Here is an 18,782-nt window from a genome sequence, read left to right on the forward strand (position 1 = left end):
AACATTTCCTCTTTTACTGGTCAGGACTTTTATGAGCACAAACACCCATATCCCCCTTCGTCGTACCAAGATCGTCGCTACCCTTGGCCCTGCCAGTGACCGCGAGGGTGTACTGGAGGCCATGCTGAAGGCAGGGGTGGATGTGGTGCGCTTGAACTTTTCGCACGGCACGGCCGACGACCATCGACGTCGCTTGGCCCGGGTGCGTGAGATTGCTGCCCAGCTGGGCCGCAGCGTGGCGGCGCTGGGCGACCTGCAAGGCCCCAAGATCCGCGTTGCCCGTTTCAAGGAGGGCGCCGTGTATCTGGAAGAGGGCCAGGACTTCGTGCTCGACATGGCCATGGACAGCGATGCCGGTACTCAGCAGGGCGTCGGTTGCGACTACAAGACCCTGGCCGATGACGTCACGACCGGCGACCGCCTGCTGCTGGACGATGGCCGCGTGGTGCTGGACGTGACCCGTGTCGAAGGCAAGCAGGTACACACCCAGGTGGTCGTGGGGGGCAAGCTCTCCAACCACAAGGGGATCAACAAGCAGGGGGGAGGCCTCTCCGCGCCGGCCTTGACCGAAAAAGACAAGGCCGACCTGAAAACGGCGGTGGAGATCGGCGTCGATTACCTGGCGATTTCGTTTCCGCGCTCGGCAGAAGACATGCGCGAAGCACGCCGACTGCTGGGCGAGGAAGGCAAGGCGATTGGCCTGGTGGCCAAGGTCGAGCGTGCCGAGGCCGTGGCCGACGAAGCGACGCTGGATGGCATCATTGAAGCCTCCGAAGCCGTCATGGTGGCGCGGGGTGACCTGGGCGTGGAAATTGGCGATGCCAAGCTGGTCGGCGTGCAGAAACGCATGATCAAGCGCGCCCGTTCGCTCAACCGGGCCGTGATCACGGCGACCCAAATGATGGAAAGCATGATTTCTGCGCCGCTGCCCACCCGAGCAGAAGTGTTCGACGTGGCCAACGCCGTGCTGGATGGCAGCGATGCCGTGATGCTGTCGGCAGAAACGGCGGCGGGCGACTACCCGCTGGAAACCGTCGAGGCCATGGCGCGCGTGTGCCTGGGAGCCGAGCGGGAGCGGGTGGCGCAAGAGTCCGGGCACCGTATTCATGAAGGCTTTACCCGGCCGGATGAAACCATTGCCCTGTCGGCCATGTACGCCGCCAACCACATGAAAGGGGTAGCGGCGATTGCCTGCATGACGGCGTCTGGCTATACGCCGCTCATCGCATCGCGGATTCGCTCCGGTCTGCCCATCGTGGGCCTGGCACACAACCCCATCGCTCAGCGTCGCATGGCACTTTATCGCGGCGTGGTATCGCTGCCTTTCGATACCTCCGAGATGAGCGCCACCGAGCTGAATGACCAGGCGTTGACCCTGCTGGTCAAGCAAGGGGTCGCCAAGCTGGGTGACCACGTCATCCTCACCCGTGGCGACCACATGAATGCTCACGGCGGCACCAACACCATGAAGGTGATGGTGATTAACGAGCAGCATGTGGAAAGTGCCCAGGCCTAAGCGCGTGCGTTGGCTGCTGTGCCTCGGTTGCCTGCTGCTGGGTGCGCCTGCCATGGCAGGCGCACCCATCGTAGCGGCGGCCTCCAGTCTGCACTTCTTTTTGGAAGAGGCTTCTGAGCGGTTTACCCAGCAAACCGGGCATCGGCTGCGCCTCAACCTGGGCTCTTCCGGTAACTTCCGCCGTCAGATCGCCCAGGGGGCGCCCTTCGAGCTGTTTCTTTCCGCCGATGAGGGCTTCGTGCAAGCGCTCTACCGGGAAGGGCACGTCGTGGATGAAGGCGTGATCTATGCACGTGGGCGGCTGGCCTGGGTACAGCCTGCCGGCCGCTATCCTCCGCCCGATGAACAGGCGCCCTTGGCCGGCGTGGAAGACGCCGTGGCCGCGTTGCAGAATGGCCAGCGCCTGCGGATTGCCATGGCCAGCCCCGAGCATGCACCGTATGGCGTGGCCGCTCAGCAAGTGCTGGAAAGGGCAGGGCTCTGGGAGGCCAGTCGCCCGCTGCGCATACAGGGGGAAAACGTTTCCCAGGCGATGCAGTTTGCGCTGTCCGACGACGCAAGGGGCGGGCTGGTGGCCTATTCGCTGGTGCTGGCGCCTGGGCTGGCGGCCCGTAGCGAGAGCGTGCTGGTCCCCGAAGCGTGGCACACGCCGCTGACTCAGCGCATGGTGCTGACCCCTCACGCCGGAGAAGCCGCCCAGGCCTTCTATGGCTGGCTGCAACAGCCCGAGGCCCAGGCACTCTTTCGCGCCTACGGCTTCAGTACCGAGTGATGGACTGGACGGCGCTGGGAGTCTCGCTGCGGCTGGCGGCGTTGACGAGCCTGCTGCTGGTGCCACTGGGCATCTGGTGCGGGCGGTGGCTGGCCACGGCTCGGTTTCGTGGCAAGGGCGTCTGCGAAGCGCTGATTGCCCTACCTCTGGTGCTGCCGCCCACGGTGCTGGGCTTCTATCTACTGCAGCAGTTTGGACGCGATGCGCCGCTGGGCAGCGCCTGGGCGGCGCTCACTGGCAGCGGCCTCAACTTTACCTTCACCGGGATTCTGCTGGCCTCTTTGATTGCCAACCTGCCGTTTGCCATTCAGCCCATTCAGCGGGCCTTCGAGCATGTGCCCGTGCATTTGCGCGAAGCGGCCTGGTGTAGCGGGCTCAGTCCATGGCAGACCCTGTGGCGTATCGAACTGCCGCTGGTGTGGCCAGGCATCCTGTCGGCGACCGCGCTGACCTTTGCCCATACGCTGGGGGAGTTTGGCGTGATTCTGCTGGTGGGCGGCGCCATCGATGGCGAAACCCGAACGCTCTCCATTGCCATTTATGACCGAGTACAGGCCTTCGACGAGCAGGGCGCGGCCACCATGTCGGCGCTGCTGCTGGCCATCTCGCTGGCGACGTTGGGGCTGGTCTATGGGTTGGCGGGTAGACGCAGGTGGGCACGTGGCTGAGTTGACGGTGTCCTTGCATCAGGCGGGCCCCATCCCCTTGAACGCCACCTTCCACTGCGCGCCGGGGGAGCTGCTGGCGCTGGTGGGGCCATCGGGCAGCGGCAAGACCACCCTGCTACGCGCCATTGCCGGGCTCTACCATCCTGCCCAGGGCCACATCAGCTGTGCCGGTGAGCGGTGGCTTTCGGCCGGGCAGGGGCCGCGCCAGGCACTGACACCCCAGCAGCGCAAGGTGGGCATGGTCTTTCAGGACTATGCGCTGTTCCCGCACCTGACCGCGCAGCAGAACGTCCAGATTGCCATGGGTCACCTCCCCTCAGTGGCAAGACCCGCACGTGCCGCGCAATGGCTGGCCCAGGTGCGCCTGGAAGGGCTGGAGAACCGCTACCCCAGCCAGCTTTCGGGAGGGCAGCGTCAGCGGGTTGCCCTGGCGCGGGCACTGGCACGAGAGCCCCGCGTGCTGCTGCTGGACGAACCCTTTTCTGCGGTCGATCAGGTCACTCGGCGCCGCTTGCAGCGGGAGCTTGCGCTGTTGCGTCAGCAAATTGCCATCCCCATCGTGCTGGTCACCCACGACCTCGAAGAAGCGACGGCCTTGGCCGACCAGATCTGTGTGCTGCACAACGGCACCAGCTTGCAGCAGGGCGGCCCGGAGCGGTTGTTTCGCCAGCCTGACACGCCCCTGGTGGCGCGTTTGCTCGACCGCCACAATGTTTTTCAGGGGCAGGTGGTCAACACGGCCAGCGGGCCACGGCTGCAGTGGGGCGAGTGGTGGCTGGAAGTCGCTCGCGGCCTCGAACACTGCTCGGCGGGGGAGACCGTGACCTGGTATCTGCCGCCGTCGGATATCGTCTTGCACCGACGCGGGCGGCCCTCCCAGGGGGAGCGCGAAAACCCGGTGACGGCCACGGTGAGTGAAATGGTGATGCTGGGCAGCATGACTTCGGTTTCGCTGCGCGTTTCGCATGGGGATATGCTACGTTTCGATATCGCTACCCACGCGGCCAAACGCAACCAGCTGGCGTTGGGGGAGCCTGTGACCGTCTCGCTGCTGGCCGAGGGAATCCATCTCATGACCTCGCCGCAGGCCACTGTATAGGAAGAAGGAATCTGTCATGACCCTGTCCCGCCGCCAACTGCTGAAAACCACCCTGGGGGTCTCCCTGGCGAGCTGCCTGCCGCTGTCGCTCGTGACCGCCATGGCCGCCGAGTCGGCCATGGTCGATACCCTGCCGCTGGCGATTCACAGCGAGGGCGGGCCGCATCGTCTGGAAGTGGAAGTGGCCGAAACGGTCGCCCAGCGTCAGCGTGGGCTGATGGGACGTGAGCACTTGCCAACCTCACGCGGCATGCTGTTCCGCTTCGAGAGCGAACAGCCTGCAGGCAATGCGTTCTGGATGTATCGCACGCTGATCCCGCTGGATATCGCTTACATCGATGACGAAGGCCGCATCGTGGCGATCAATACCATGCAGCCCTGTGAGTCCAGCACCCCGCGTGAGTGCCCCTCCTATCCTGCAGGCGTGGCCTACCATGCCGCCCTTGAGGTAAACGCGGGATACTTTGCCGAGCGTGGCATCCAAGTGGGCGACTGCGTGTCCGTGCCTGCGCTGGCCGGCTTCTGCCGCCCGGAGTAACTCCGCATACCAGTCAGCAGTGAGTGAAGACGCTGCGGCGAAAGTCGATGGCCAAAAGCAGCGGCCAGCGCTTCCCTTCACTCGGTGAGCGCCTACAATGGGGTGTCGCTGACGGGGCTTTCCCGTATGGCGCGGAGCGCCCGCCAGATCACGGCGTTCTTCACGACTCATAAAAATGAAAAAAGGATCGATAACAATGACGCTGACACGCTCCATGGCTCGTTTGACCGCTGGCTTGGCCGGTGCTGCACTCCTTTCGGCTGCTTTTTCTGCACAGGCGCGTGAACTCTCTGTCTCCACGGTGTTGTCCGATGCCTTCCCCTGGGGCCAGGCCGCCGAAAAATGGGCAGAACTGGTGGAAGAGCGCAGTGACGGCGAACTGACGCTGCGGGTATACCCCAACTCCCAGCTGGTCTCCGGTGACCAGACCCGCGAGTTTTCCGCCATGCGCTCCGGGCTGATCGATGCGGCCGTCGGTTCGACCATCAACTGGTCGCCGCAAGTGCCGGAGCTCAATCTGTTCTCCTTGCCGTTCCTGATTCCTGACGAAGCCGCCGTGGACGCGGTGACCGGCGGCGAAGCGGGTGACATGGTCTTCGAGGCCATCGAGTCGCGTGGCGTCATGCCGTTGGCCTGGGGGGAAAACGGCTTTCGCCAGGTGTCCAACTCCCGCGGCCCCATCAGCCAGCCGGAAGATCTGGACGGCCTGAAAATTCGCGTGGTGGGCTCGCCCCTGTTCCAGGACACGTTCTCGGCACTGGGCGCAGACCCGACCCAAATGAGCTGGACCGACGCTCAGCCCGCCCTGACCACCGGCGCGGTCGATGGCCAGGAAAATCCGCTGTCGGTGTTCGACGTGGCGCGCATCGACCAGGTGGGCCAAGCGCATTTGACGCTGTGGAACTACATGAACGACCCGCTGATTTTTGCGGTGAACCAGCAAGTGTGGCGTACGCTCAGTGAAGAGCAGCAGACGATGCTGCGTGAAACCGCGCAGGAAGCCGGAGCGTGGGAAATCGCCATGACCCGCGAGCAGGAGCATGAGCGGCTGGCCGCCATTCAGGAACGCGGGGTGACCGTGACCGAGCTGACCGATGAGCAGTACCAGGCGTTCGTGGAGGCGACCCAGTCCGTCCATGAAAAGTGGGTGCCCCGCATCGGCGAAGCCTTGGTAGAGGCTGCGCAAGCGGCAATCGACGCACGCTGATATTTCGCTAGCCGCTGCCGCCGCTCCCGAGCGGCGGCTATTTGTGTGAGGTTGCCATGAAAGGCCTTCCTGATGCCCGGCCCGAACGCTGGCTGGGCGCCCTAGCGTTGATCATCATCTCGCTGATCAGCCTGGGGAACGTCATCACGCGTTACATTACCGGCGGTTCTTTCTCGTTTACCGAAGAGTTCTCGGTGTTTCTGCTGGTGGTGCTGACCTTTGCGGGCGCCTCCGTCGCCTTACGCCACGACCGGCATATTCGCCTGGGCTTTCTGGAGCGCGCCTTGCCTCCAAAGTGGCGGGGTGTCCTGATCCTGTTTCAGGCGCTGTGTGGCTTGACGGTGTTGGCCCTGATTACCTGGTATGGCGGCAAGCTGGCCTGGCAGGAGCGGGAGTGGCAATCGCTTTCTCCCGGGTTGGGGTTGCCTCAATGGTGGTACTTGGCCTGGTTGCCAGTACTGACGCTGGCCATGAGCTGGCGATTGGTGCAACAGACCCGGGCGCGCTTGAAAGGGGAGTTTCCTCATGACGCCTGATATCTGGATGATTCTGGCGTTCGCGGGCCTGCTGATTGCCGGTGTGCCGGTGGCCTTCTCACTGGCGCTGGCCGGTTCTGTGGGCATTGTCGCGGGGCTCTCGCCCGACATGCTGGCGACCCTGGGCACCAACACCTATAACAGCATCGCCAAGTACCCGCTGATCGCCATTCCGCTGTTCATATTGACCGGGCTTATTTTTGAGCGGGCAGGGGTCGCGCTGCGTCTGGTGCGCTTTGCTCAGGCCTTGATTGGCCCGCGCCATGGCGGCCTGGCGCTGGTGGCCGTGCTGGTGTGCATGATCATGGGCGGCATGAGCGGCTCGGGCCCGGCCGATGCTGCCGCCGTGGCCATGGTCATGCTGCCCAGCATGACCAAAGCGGGCTACCCGAAGCCGTTTTCTGCCACGCTGATTGCGGCCTCTGCGTCGACCGCGATTCTGATCCCGCCCTCGGTGGCACTGATTCTTTACTCCATCGTCGTGCCGGGAGTGGACCTGCGGGCACTCTTTGCCGCTGGCCTTTTTCCTGGTGTACTGGCCGGGTTGGCGCTGCTGGTACCCGCCATGCTGGTGGCCAAGCGTTACGGCTGGGAAGGCACCCCGGTGGAGGGGGCCGAGCGGCTGACCGTGCGCGGCACCTTTCGTGATGCCTTGCCTGCCCTGTTTGCGCCGATCTTGATACTTGGTGGCCTGCGTTCAGGCTTGTTCACGCCTACCGAGGCCGCCGTCGTGGCCGTGGCCTACGGGGCGCTGGTGGGGCTGTTGCTGACCCGTGAGCTGACGCTGCGTGATTTATGGGAGCTGCTGGGCGAAGCCGCGATCATTTCAGGGGTCGTGATGCTGATCATTGCTCTGGCCGGTATTTTCGCCTGGGCAGGCACCATGCTGGGCACGTTCCGGCACATGGCCGAGTGGATCATTGGTTTGACGGATAACGGCGTACTGCTGCTGATACTGGTGATGCTGGCCGTATTGGTGGCGGGCATGTTGCTGGATGCGATCTCCATTTATCTGATCATGATGCCGATTCTGATTCCGGTGATGCAGCATTTTGAGTGGAATCCGGTATGGTTCGGCATTCTACTGGCCATGAACATTGCCATTGGTCAGTTCACCCCGCCTGTGGCGGTCAACCTCATGGTGACCACCGAGGTCGCCAAAATTCGTCTGGAGCATACGATAGGCTGGGCCATGCTGTTCGTGCTGGCCATGGGCTGTGCGCTGGCGCTGGTGGCCATGTTCCCGAGCATTGCACTGTGGTTGCCGGGCGTGCTGGGCTATAACGTTTGATGCCTGGTGACAACACGCACAGCCCGTCGAGGATACCCTATGCAAAAATGGTATGGCCCAGGCGGGCATGTTTAACGCTGACTAAACGTTATAGATGCGCAAACCCCGCTAAACTTATTCCCAATGGCGTACCGAGGCAATCCGCCGCTGCCCTCAGCAATGAGGCGTTCACCGTTGGTTGCCCTCGACATCCAGGAGGGTGGTGGTGTTGCCCGGTGGGTAGCTAGTGAACGGTAAAAACGTCTCTCGTGGCTGCCATCGCAAGCGTGAAATGGCTGTGCGCTTCGCCAAGTGGTTTTTTTTTCGCTAAAGTAGTCACTGTCGGCAGTAATTGCCGAGGTTGATAACAGACTGTCTTGACAACGTTTTGGAACCGTAGCACCTGAAGGGAACCGTTCTGCAGGTGGTTGCAAAGCGCATAACGCTCACAACATCAAGATAAAGAGGTGTATTCATGAAACGCCATGTATTTTCTACTGCGGCCTTCTCGGGCGCGTTCATCGCTGCGGCTTCCTTCGCCTCTCCGGCGGTAGCACAGGACCGTTACATCACCATCGGTACCGGTGGCCAAACCGGCGTTTATTACGTCGTCGGTCAGTCGGTGTGCCGCATGGTCAACCGTGGCAGCGATGAGCACAACATTCGTTGTAACGCACCGTCCACCGGCGGTTCCGTGGCTAACGTCAATGGGCTGAAAAGCGGCGAGCTGGACATGGGCGTTGTCCAGTCAGACGTGCAGTACCGTGCTTACCATGGTGAAGCCAACTTTGAAGAGGACGGCGCGTGGGAAGAGATGCGTGCGCTCTTCACCATGCATGGCGAGCCGCTGACCGTAGTTGCTCGTGCCGATTCCGGTATTGAAAGCATTACCGACTTCCCCGGCAAGCGCGTCAACATCGGTAACCCCGGTTCTGGCCAGCGCAACACCATGGATGTGGTGATGAACGCATTTGGTTGGGACGAGAGCACCTTCGCTCTGGCTTCTCAACTGGACGCTGCCGAGCAGGCGGCTGCGCTGTCTGACAACAACATCGATGCCATGGTGTACGTGGTAGGCCACCCGAACGGCTCTATCCAGGAAGCCACCACCACCATCGATGCGCGTCTGGTATCGGTCACTGGCGATGAAATCGACAGCCTGATCGAAGAGTACCCCTACTACACCCGTTCCGTGATCCCGGGCGGTCTCTACCGTGGTAACGACGAAGACGTCGAAACCTTCGGTGTGGCAGCGACCTTCGTGTCTTCCACGGCGGTAGATGAAGAGGTGGCCTACGAAACGGTCAAGGCCGTGTTCGAAAACTTCGACCGCTTCAAGCGTCTGCACCCGGCGTTCGAGAACCTGAACGAAGAAGACATGATCTCTGACGGTCTGACCGCACCGCTGCACGATGGCGCTGCGCGTTACTACCGTGAGCGTGGCTGGATCGAATAAGTACGGAAAAGCGATACTGCTGGCTAGGGTGAGCAGCGTCGTGATGAGTGATAAAGCGCGGGCACCTTGGGTGTCCGCGCTTCTTGTTGAAAGCACTGATTCACAGTGCTGACCATTAGGCAGGGCAAGCGTATGCGTGATGACAAACAACCTTCGGCAGCCGCGGGAAGTGACCTGGAGGATATGGTCGCTTCCAGCGATACAGGGGCAAGGAAACCCCTGGGGGTGCCGGGTAAGCTGCTGGTAAGTATTGCAGCCGCCTGGTCGCTGTTTCAGCTATGGATTGCATCGCCACTTCCTTTCATGCTCGGGTTCGGCGTTTTCAACTCTACGGAAGCGCGCTCCATTCACCTGGCCTTTGCGCTGTTTCTGGCCTTCATGGCCTATCCTGCGTTTAAGCGCTCGCCGCGTGATCGCGTGCCGCTGCTGGATTGGGGATTTGCTGCGGTTGCTGCCTTCTGCGGCGCCTATCTGTTTTTGTTCTTTGGTGATTTGGCGCAGCGTCCGGGCAGGCCCATCACCCAGGACGTGGTGGTCGGCGTCGTCGGCATTGTGCTGCTGCTGGAAGCCGCCCGCCGTGCGTTAGGGCCACCGCTGATGATCGTGGCCGGGGTGTTTATCGCCTACTCCCTGTTTGGGCCTTATATGCCGGGTATTCTGGCGCATCGCGGAGTCAGCCTGAACGGCTTGATCAACCACCAGTGGCTGGGCACGCAAGGGGTGTTCGGCATTGCAGTCGGCGTCTCTACCAGCTTCGTTTTCCTGTTCGTACTGTTTGGCGCCTTGCTGGATAAGGCAGGGGCCGGTAACTATTTCATCAAAGTGGCCTTCTCGATGCTGGGGCACTTCAAGGGCGGTCCGGCCAAGGCAGCGGTAGTGGCCTCGGGCATGACGGGGCTGATTTCGGGCTCCTCGATTGCCAATACGGTCACCACCGGTACCTTTACCATCCCCATGATGAAACGCGTTGGCTTTAGCTCCGAAAAAGCGGGCGCGGTGGAAGTCTCCTCCTCGGTGAACGGCCAGATCATGCCGCCGGTCATGGGGGCAGCTGCCTTCCTGATGGTGGAGTATGTGGGCATTCCCTATGTGGAAGTGATCAAGCATGCGTTCCTACCGGCCGTCATTTCTTATATTGCGTTGATCTACATCGTTCACCTCGAAGCACTGAAGGCGAACATGACTGGCCTGCCGTCCAGCAACCCGGCACGCCCGTTGATCAATAAGGTGCTGGGCTTCCTGACCGGCCTGATTCTGATCATGGCCCTCTCGTTTGCTGTCTATTACGGACTGGGCTGGCTAAAACCGCTGTTGGGTGATGCGACCCCGTGGGTCGTTGCGGTGCTGCTGGCAGTGACCTATGTGGGCCTGTTGAAGATCGGTTCGGGCTACCCCGAGCTGGAGATGGACGACCCCAACTCCAAGGTCGTCACGCTGCCACAGACGCGTCCCACGGTCATGGTCGGGCTGCACTACATCCTGCCGGTGGTGGTACTGGTCTGGTGCTTGATGGTCGAACGGCTCTCGCCGGGGCTGTCTGCCTTCTGGGCAACCGTGTTCATGATCTTCATCATGGTTACCCAGCGGCCAATCACCGCTCTGTTCCGTGGCCGTAGCAAAATGGCCGCCGACATCAAGGAAGGTTTCCTTGACCTCTGGGATGGTCTGGTGGCCGGTGCCCGCAACATGATTGGGATCGGTATCGCCACGGCCACCGCCGGGATCGTGGTGGGTGCGGTATCCCAGACCGGCGTAGGCCTGGTGCTGGCCGACGTGGTCGAAGTGCTGTCCGGTGGCAACCTGATGTTGATTCTGCTGCTGACGGCACTGCTCAGCCTGATTCTGGGCATGGGGCTGCCGACCACCGCCAACTACATCGTGGTGTCAGCACTGATGGCCCCCGTCATCGTCCTGCTGGGCCAGCAGAATGGCTTGATCGTTCCGCTGATTGCCGTGCATCTGTTCGTGTTCTACTTCGGTATCATGGCCGACGTGACGCCCCCGGTGGGCCTGGCGTCGTTTGCGGCGGCTGCGGTGTCGGGGGGCGATCCTCTGCGGACGGGCTTCCAGGCGTTCTATTACAGCCTGCGCACGGCGGCTCTGCCGTTCCTGTTCATCTTCAATACCGACCTGCTGCTGATCGACGTGTCGTTCCTGCAGGGGATCGTGGTGTTCATCATCGCGACCATTGCCATGTTGATCTTCGCGGCGGGAACCCAAGGCTACATGCTGGTTCGCAGCCGCTGGTACGAGTCGCTGCTGCTGCTACTGGTTGCCTTTACCCTGTTCCGCCCCGGTTATTGGATGGACCGCATCCATGATCCGTACGAGTCGGTGCCGCCAGCACAGTTTGCAGAAGCACTTGGGCAAGTCGAAGATGGCAGTAACCTGCGCGTGCAAATCGCGGGAGAAGACAACTTCGGCGACCCCATGACCACGTATATTCTGGTGCCTGTACCGCGTGGCGATTCCGCTGAAGAACGCATGGAGCGTCTGGGCATGGAGCTGTGGGTAGACGGTGATCAGGCCACGGTCGACTTCGTGCAGTTCGGCGGCCTGGCGCAGGATCTGGGCTTCGATTTCGATCAGGAAATCATCGAAGTATTGGCGCCCATCGACCGTTGGGCGAAAGAGTGGATGTGGATTCCCGGGTTCGCCCTCTTTGCTTTCGTTGTGTTACTGCAACGCCGCCGTCGCGACAAGGAACGTGCGGCAACGGCTTCGGCGGTCACCTGAGGAGATGACAATCATGTATCAGAAAATCCTGCTACCAGTGGACCTGAACGAAGAAGCGTCGTGGAAGAAGGCCTTGCCCACGGCGATCACGCTGTGTCAGACCTTCGGGGCGTCGCTGCATATCGTGACGGTGCTGCCGGAGTTCAAGATGCCCATGGTGGGCGCCTACTTTCCGAAGAACTTTTCGGAAAAGGCTCACACGGCCATCAAGGAGGCGCAGCGCTCGTTCATCAAGGAGCATGTGCCCGAAGGGATCAAAACCCAGAGCGTGATCGTCGACGGCTCGCCCTGGGAGGCCATTATCAAGGTAGGCAAGAAAATCGATGCCGACCTGATCGTGATGGCCTCGCATACCAAGCGCAAGTTCGTCGATTACGTGCTGGGGCCCAACGCCGAGCACGTCGTGCATCATGCCAAAGTGTCGGTCATGATCGTGCGCTAGCCGCTCGCTCCGACTGCACCCACGCAACGCGCCAGGCATATTGCCTGGCGCGTTTTTTGTATATTAACCCGCGCTAACGCATCGAATTAATCGTTGGTAATCGGCCCTGTTGAGGGTTTTTTGTACGCGACTCCGTCAAAACACGTCGCTCCATGGCAACTCAACTACATTAAAAGAGCATTAAGCCATTAACGTGGAAGTAATGGTGTCATCACGCAGGGTAACGATTTGCTTGCCTGGGTGTTTGGTGCAACAACGCCATTTGGGGTAAAACACGGGAGTTACGCCATGAATGCAACAACAAAAACACAGCCAGTGGCAGGTGTGCCCAACGTCAAGATCACCATTAACAAGGTCGGGATGGACAGGCCACGGGCCTGGCTGGCCGCCGGTGTGGAAGATTTCCGTCGCGCGTCCGCCATCAGCCTAGCGTACGGGCTGTTCTGGGTGGGCTTGAGCATTGCCATTACGGCAGGTGCCTTTACACTGGGTTACTGGTATTGGCTGCTGCCGATGATTGCCGGGTTCATGTTCGTGGGCCCGCTGGTGGCGGTGGGCTCTTACGGCATCAGCCGGGCACTCGAGCAGGGGCGCGCGCCCAACCTGGGCGATGCGTTTGGCAGTTGGAAGCCCCACGCGGGGCAGCTGGCCATGATGGGCGTCATGATGATGATTTTCTTTCTCGCCTGGATTCGTCTGGCCACGCTACTGTTCGCGCTGTTTTTCGGTTTCGAAGTGCCTAGTCCGGCTACCCTGTATACCGCACTGCTCACTACGCCCGAAGGGCTAGGCATGCTGGCGGTGGGCACCGTGGCAGGTGGTGTGCTGGCCTTTGGCGCATTTGCTATCAGCGCCGTGGCCATTCCGACCCTGATGGACCAGGACTTGACCTTCATGGAGGGCATCGAGGCCAGCGTGCGCTGCGTGGCGCGTAACTTCCGCCCCATGCTGCTATGGGCTGCCATTCTGACTGGCTGTGTGCTGGTGGGTGTGATGACGTTCTACATCGGCCTGGCGCTGATTCTGCCTGTGCTTGGTCATGCCAGTTGGCACGCCTACGAAGAGCTGGTGCGCTTTGAACCCGTTGAGCAGCTGAAAAGCTGACGGTACCTTGAGGCCACTTCTTCACCTGGCTGGCAGGATATAACCGGCTCTTTACCAAAAACATCGTCATTAGCCTGACCCGGGAATCGAGATGGCGTACCCTAAGCGCCATCTCTTTTTATTTGTGCCTGTCGCAAGGTTTGGGCGAAGGGTGCGCTCAGCACAATACGATACGAGGGCTTGGTAGTGAAAGCGTTGTTATTGGGGTGCTTCATGCTGGCGTTCAGCATTCCTCATGCGGGGCTGGCAGAAATGACTGCGCCACTGGCGTCGCCAGAAGGGCATGTCATGCTCACCGTCGATGGTCGTGTTGGGGCCACTAACGTAGGGCATCAAGCGCAATTTGATCGCGAGTTGCTGCTGACATTGCCTCAGCATTCGTTTACCACGGGAACCCCGTGGACAGAGGGCAAGAGTGACTATCGCGGCCCTTTGATGCGCACCCTGCTGGAGTTTCTGGAGGCAGAGGGCGAGACAGTCAAGGTGGCCGCACTAAATGGTTACGAGGCGGAAATTCCGGTCAGTGATTTTTACGACTACGATGTCATCCTGGCGCTCGCGCGTGACGATCGTGACATTCCAATTCGTGAGTATGGCCCCTTATGGGTGCTTTATCCCTTTGATCAGGACGAAGCACTGCTGAGCGAGCGGATGCGCTTCAGGTCGGTCTGGCAGGTCATGCATATCCATGTCGGCCAGTGAGCCTACGGCGCGGGCGCCACGTTTGCTGCGTTACCCACGGCGTCTCAAGCTGCTGGCCATCGTCACGGTGCTGCTGTTCGCGGCGGCGCTGGTGGTGGCGGGTCTCTCCGCCTGGCGCCAGGACAACCTGACCCAGAGCCTGCGCGAAGATACGGCCTGGGTGGTCTACAAACTCGACCGTGACGCCGTGCAGCTATTGAACCATTTGCTGGCGGAAACACGTACGCCACTCTCTGCGGCGGCCCAGGATGCGCTGAATCTGCGTTTCGAGCTGCTTTACAGCCGTATCAACCTGCTGCAAGAGGGCGAGGTCAGCTCACTCTTGCAGAATATTGGCACGGCGCGTGAGCTGTTGGCATCGATTCAGCAGCAGTTGGATCGGTTGGATCCGATGTTCAAACCTTATGCCGAGGGGACGCCACTGCCCGTTACGGCGCTGGAAAGCGAGCTGCAGGCCCTTACCCGATTGACCGAGCGCTTCGTCATTGCCATCAATGGCTATCTCGCCGAATCGGCAACGGAAGAGCGCGCCTTGTTGAGCATGCTCTACAAGCTACTCATTACGCTGCTGTTCGGGATGAGTTTTGCCGTCCTGCTGGTGATTGCGTTTCTGGTACGCGAGATGCGTGAAAGTGCGGCTGCGCGTCGTGAGCAGGAACAGCTGAGCAAGCAGCTTCAGGTGACCGCTCGCCAGGCGCAGGCCGCCAACCATGCCAAGTCCGATTTCCTGGCGATGGTCAGCCATGAAATCCGCACGCCTCTGAACGGCGTGATCGGGATGAGCGAACTGCTTTGTGAGCCTGCCAGCCCTGCTCAGGTAGAAGATTACGCCCGCACGATCCACGAGAGCGCCAATCAGCTGCTGGCGATGATCAATGAAATTCTCGACTTCTCCAAGATCGAGGCAGGACATTTGACGCTGGAAACGACCCCCACGGCGCTCGCTCCCTTGGTGGAAGGCGTCATGGCACTGTTCGAACCCAGGGCTCAGGCCAAGGGAGTGCAGCTCACGCTGGATATCGATGCGCTGGTACCGGCCTGGGTCATGGTAGATGCAGGGCGCTTGCGTCAAATCCTGCTCAACCTGATCGCCAATGCCATCAAGTTCACCGATTACGGTAGCGTCACCATTCGGGTCAGCTCGACGGTCAACGTGCTGGTGTTTGAAATCCATGATACGGGCTGTGGGATCTATCCCGAGCAGCAGGCTGCCTTGTTCGAGCCCTTTCAGCAGGCTGACGAGAGCGTGGCCAGACGGTATGGCGGCACCGGGTTGGGGCTAGCGATTTGCAAACGCTTGTGTGAAGCCATGCAGGGCCGCATGGGGGTGACCAGCGAGCCGGGCCAGGGCAGCACGTTCTGGTGTGAGCTGCCGCTGGTCGAGGCGACCCCCGTCGATACCCCGCTACCTGCCGTGCACTCCCGAGACTTTGCCGGTTTCTCGCTGCTGTTGGTAGAAGACAACGCCGTCAATCGGAAAGTCGCAGTGGGCTTATTGTCGCGGCTGGGGTGTGAAGTGGTGTGTGCCGAAAATGGCCGTGAAGCATTGAACATGGTCACGCGGCAGTCGGTGCATCTGGTGTTCATGGATATTCAGTTGCCCGATATGAGCGGCATTGAGGTCACGCGTCGACTGCGCCAACAGGCGGGGTGGTGTCAGCAGGTGCCCATTATCGCCATGACCGCGGGCGGCGCGGACGATGATCGTCAGCGCTGCCTGGCGGCTGGCATGAACGACTACATCACCAAGCCGCTATCGCTGCTGGCATTGAGCAATGTGCTGGCACTACACCTGACAGGTCAGCAGGGCCAGCCTCTGCCCAGTATGACCGACACGCGGGAGGAGCATGATGACGCGTGCCTGTTGGACGAAGCCGCACTGCAAACGCTGTTGGCCTCGTTGGGCAGCGAGAGTGTGACGCAACTGATCGTGCTCTATCATCAGCAGATGAGTGACTATACCGCGCAGTTGGCGGGCTACTTTTCCAGCGAGGGGAGTGTGGACAGCGATCAGGCACTGCAAGTGAAGCGGCTAGCGCACCAGCTGCGTGGCGAGTCGCTAAGCGTCGGCGCCGAGCGATTGGCGGCCGAGGCCAAGCGACTGGAACTGATGGCCGATATGCCCTCGCCCGAAGGTGAGCAACTGAGCCGGGCATTCAGCAGCTTGCGCCACTGCGCAGGTCGTACTCACGCTGCGCTGGAGAAGTGGCGACGTGACCATCAGCTATACTGACAACGGTATTCTAACCGCCGCGAGCTGCGCTACCGATCCGGCTCAAGCCGCCGCAGAGCTGGCTGCCCAGCTATATCATGCCGAGGCAGGCTTTCTGCTGTTCTTCTGTAGCGCAGAGTATTCTCTGGAAGCCTTGGCGGCAGCCCTCAACGAAGCATTTGGGGCGCTGCCGATCAGCGGTTGTACCACGGCCGGCGAGCTGGCCCCACAAGGCTATGAACGAGGCTCCATTGTCGCGATCTGTCTGGATCGGCGGCTCTTCGCCGTCGAAACGGCGCTGATCGACGACCTCGAACAGTTCGACCTTGCTGTGGCTCAGTCACTGGTCGACACCCTGCTGGACGGCTGTCGACATCAGGCGGTGGCACCGGTCAATGAGCACAGTTTTGCGCTCACGCTGCTGGATGGCTTGTCGAGCCGAGAAGAGCAGGTGCTGGCCACTCTGGACGCCGCGATGGGCCGCATTCCCAGCTTCGGAGGCTCGGCCGGTGACGACAATCACCTGTCCCATACCCATGTCTACGCGAAGGGTCGTTTTCATACCCAAGCGGCCGTCGTGGTAATGATCAATACCCGGTTGCCGTTCGAGGTGTTTTCCACACACCACTTGCAGCCGCTTGAGCACAAACTGGTGGTCACGGCGGTTGACCATGCGCAGCGGCGGGTGCATGAGCTGAACGGGCTGCCAGCGGCCCAGCTCTATGCCGAGCTGGTAGGGCGTCCGGTGGCGGCGCTGGACCCCGTGGTGTTTGCCCAGCACCCGCTGGCCGTGCGATTGGGAGGCCAGCACTACATTCGCTCCATCCAGCGCGTCAATGACGACGACAGCCTGAGCTTTTACTGTGCCGTTGAAAACGGCATCGTCCTCACCGCCATGCAGCCGGCCCCCTTGTTGGAGAACCTGGCGACCATGCTGGCACGTGTGGAAGCTCGCCTGGGGGCGCCAGTGGCTATCCTTGGCTGTGACTGCTTTTTGCGGCGCATGGCGCTCGAGTCGTTGGGGCAGCTGGCTCAGGCCTCGACGCTGCTGCGCCATGCCAACGTGGTCGGTTTCAATACCTACGGTGAGCAGCATCATGGCATGCACGTCAATCAGACCTTTACGGGGGTGGCCTTTGGCGCTCTTCCAGCCGCCTGAGCAACACGGTGAACAGCCGACTCTGGCAACGCTGCAGGAGGAAAATCGCCGTTTGCGCAAAGTATGCCAGGCGTTGATGGCGCGCGTGGAGTCAGGCGGCAGCCCCAGTGGCGCCCCGTATGCCGCGTTCGAGCGCTCGGTACTGCTGTCCGAGCAGGTGCGTGAGCGCACCGATGCCCTGCACCGTGCGCTGGACGAACTGGGGCGCGTGAATGCTCGGCTGTTGGCGGCCAATGCCCAGGCCGAAGCTGCCAACCTCTCCAAGACCCGCTTTCTGGCGGCGGTCAGCCATGACTTGCTGCAGCCCTTGAACGCCGCGCGGCTGTTTGCCAGTGCGCTGGAATCTCACACCCTGCCCGATGCCTCGCAGGCGTTGGTGGGGCATATCGGCCGCTCCTTGAAGGATGTCGAAGGCTTGCTGGGCACGCTGGTGGACATTTCACGGCTGGACGCCGGGGTGCTCCACGCCGACAAGGCACCCTTTGCCGTGAGTACCCTGCTGGATGCGCTGGCCGAGGAGTATCGTCAGGTGGCTGCCGTGCGCGGCTTGTCGTTTCACTACGTGGCGTCTCGGGCCTGGGTGGACTCGGATCTGGCGCTGCTGGCGCGAGTGGTGCGCAACTTCCTGAGTAACGCCGTGCGCTACACCGAACAGGGGCACCTGTTGTTGGGATGTCGGCGGCGAACCAACGGGCTCGAGATCATGGTGGGAGATACGGGCACCGGTATTCCTGAAGCGCAGCGGCAGGCGATCTTTCTCGAATTTCGGCGTGCCAGCCAGCCTCAGGGAGACCACAGCCGCGGGCTTGGGCTGGGCCTGGCCATCGTCGACCGTATCAGCGCCATGCTGGAGCACCCGATTGCGCTTACGTCGCGCCCCGGGCGCGGCTCCCTGTTCTCCGTTCTCGTGCCCTATGCGGGATCGGCCGGTGCCGCGTCTGCAAGTGGTGTGGGCGCTGGTTGGTGGCACGAAGACCCTCTACAGGGCTGCGTGGTGTGGGTGGTGGATGATGACCCGGACATCCTCGCGGGCATGCAGGCACTGCTCGGCGGTTGGGGTTGCCGCGTGCGTGCTGCCGCCACGGTGAGTGCGCTGGAGGCGGCCAGTGACGGGGAGCGACCTGCGGTTCTGCTGGTGGATTATCACCTGGGTGAGCATCGTGAGAATGGTATCGATCTGGCCGCGCGACTGCGGCGGCGTTACCCCGGCCTGGCGACCGTCGTCATTACCGCCAACCACGAAGCTGCGGTCAAGCGCGCCTCTCGGGAAGCAGGCCTGCACTACTTGCTGAAGCCTCTGAAGCCCCTGCGGCTCAAGATGCTGCTGGGAACGCTACTGGAGAACCATCCGCCAGGATAGGGCGC

Annotated in this window: 16 protein-coding genes; all 16 read left to right on the forward strand. The window is 61.5% G+C overall.

The annotated features are described in order from the left end of the window. Positions 1-31 precede the first annotated feature (31 nt). The 16 genes from pyk (at position 32) to KVY02_RS03560 (ending at position 18,777) form a co-directional block, all read left to right on the forward strand. The gene (gene pyk / locus KVY02_RS03485) at positions 32-1,516 is read left to right on the forward strand and encodes a pyruvate kinase (protein ID WP_218314374.1); all 1,485 of its coding nucleotides are present in this window, start codon (positions 32-34) and stop codon (positions 1,514-1,516) included. Continuing rightward, the gene (gene modA, locus KVY02_RS03490) at positions 1,494-2,288 is read left to right on the forward strand and encodes a molybdate ABC transporter substrate-binding protein (protein WP_218314376.1); all 795 of its coding nucleotides are present in this window, start codon (positions 1,494-1,496) and stop codon (positions 2,286-2,288) included. The genes pyk and modA overlap by 23 nt, the downstream gene beginning before the upstream one ends. Further along, complete coding sequence (modB, locus tag KVY02_RS03495) at positions 2,288-2,956, forward strand: molybdate ABC transporter permease subunit (RefSeq protein ID WP_016916218.1); 669 nt, start codon at positions 2,288-2,290, stop codon at positions 2,954-2,956. Before modA ends, modB begins: the two co-directional genes overlap by 1 nt. After that, positions 2,919-4,055 (forward strand): ABC transporter ATP-binding protein, encoded by a 1,137-nt coding sequence (locus tag KVY02_RS03500; RefSeq protein WP_218314377.1) that lies wholly within the window; start codon positions 2,919-2,921, stop codon positions 4,053-4,055. Before modB ends, KVY02_RS03500 begins: the two co-directional genes overlap by 38 nt. Before the next feature lie 16 nt (positions 4,056-4,071). Beyond that, positions 4,072-4,593 (forward strand): DUF192 domain-containing protein, encoded by a 522-nt coding sequence (locus tag KVY02_RS03505; RefSeq protein ID WP_016916220.1) that lies wholly within the window; start codon positions 4,072-4,074, stop codon positions 4,591-4,593. A 196-nt stretch (positions 4,594-4,789) separates the two neighbouring features. Beyond that, entirely contained in the window at positions 4,790-5,800 is a 1,011-nt protein-coding gene (locus tag KVY02_RS03510) for a DctP family TRAP transporter solute-binding subunit (protein WP_218314378.1), read from the forward strand. Between the two features lie 56 nt (positions 5,801-5,856). Further along, complete coding sequence (locus tag KVY02_RS03515; protein WP_218314379.1) at positions 5,857-6,336, forward strand: TRAP transporter small permease; 480 nt, start codon at positions 5,857-5,859, stop codon at positions 6,334-6,336. Then, complete coding sequence (locus tag KVY02_RS03520) at positions 6,326-7,627, forward strand: TRAP transporter large permease (RefSeq protein WP_100731936.1); 1,302 nt, start codon at positions 6,326-6,328, stop codon at positions 7,625-7,627. Before KVY02_RS03515 ends, KVY02_RS03520 begins: the two co-directional genes overlap by 11 nt. A gap of 454 nt (positions 7,628-8,081) precedes the next feature. Further along, positions 8,082-9,062 carry a TAXI family TRAP transporter solute-binding subunit gene (locus KVY02_RS03525; protein WP_016916224.1) on the forward strand — a complete coding sequence of 327 codons (981 nt, stop codon included), beginning with the start codon at positions 8,082-8,084 and terminating at the stop codon, positions 9,060-9,062. Between the two features lie 132 nt (positions 9,063-9,194). Next, on the forward strand, positions 9,195-11,798 hold the full coding sequence (locus KVY02_RS03530) for a TRAP transporter permease (protein ID WP_218314380.1): 2,604 nt from the start codon (positions 9,195-9,197) through the stop codon (positions 11,796-11,798). 13 nt (positions 11,799-11,811) lie between these two features. Continuing rightward, positions 11,812-12,240: a universal stress protein gene (locus KVY02_RS03535; RefSeq protein ID WP_081136436.1), complete on the forward strand. Its 429-nt coding sequence runs from the start codon at positions 11,812-11,814 to the stop codon at positions 12,238-12,240. A gap of 288 nt (positions 12,241-12,528) precedes the next feature. After that, on the forward strand, positions 12,529-13,344 hold the full coding sequence (locus KVY02_RS03540) for a DUF2189 domain-containing protein (protein ID WP_081136236.1): 816 nt from the start codon (positions 12,529-12,531) through the stop codon (positions 13,342-13,344). Between the two features lie 213 nt (positions 13,345-13,557). Continuing rightward, positions 13,558-14,046 carry an oxidoreductase gene (locus KVY02_RS03545; protein WP_081192602.1) on the forward strand — a complete coding sequence of 163 codons (489 nt, stop codon included), beginning with the start codon at positions 13,558-13,560 and terminating at the stop codon, positions 14,044-14,046. Further along, positions 14,033-16,279: an ATP-binding protein gene (locus KVY02_RS03550; RefSeq protein ID WP_218314382.1), complete on the forward strand. Its 2,247-nt coding sequence runs from the start codon at positions 14,033-14,035 to the stop codon at positions 16,277-16,279. Before KVY02_RS03545 ends, KVY02_RS03550 begins: the two co-directional genes overlap by 14 nt. Further along, the gene (gene nosP, locus KVY02_RS03555; protein WP_218314384.1) at positions 16,260-17,417 is read left to right on the forward strand and encodes a nitric oxide-sensing protein NosP; all 1,158 of its coding nucleotides are present in this window, start codon (positions 16,260-16,262) and stop codon (positions 17,415-17,417) included. The genes KVY02_RS03550 and nosP overlap by 20 nt, the downstream gene beginning before the upstream one ends. Continuing rightward, entirely contained in the window at positions 17,395-18,777 is a 1,383-nt protein-coding gene (locus tag KVY02_RS03560) for a hybrid sensor histidine kinase/response regulator (protein ID WP_218314385.1), read from the forward strand. Before nosP ends, KVY02_RS03560 begins: the two co-directional genes overlap by 23 nt. Positions 18,778-18,782 lie beyond the last annotated feature (5 nt).

This window comes from Halomonas sp. 18071143 (genome assembly GCF_019211725.1).
Classification (GTDB): Bacteria; Pseudomonadota; Gammaproteobacteria; order Pseudomonadales; family Halomonadaceae; genus Vreelandella; species Vreelandella stevensii.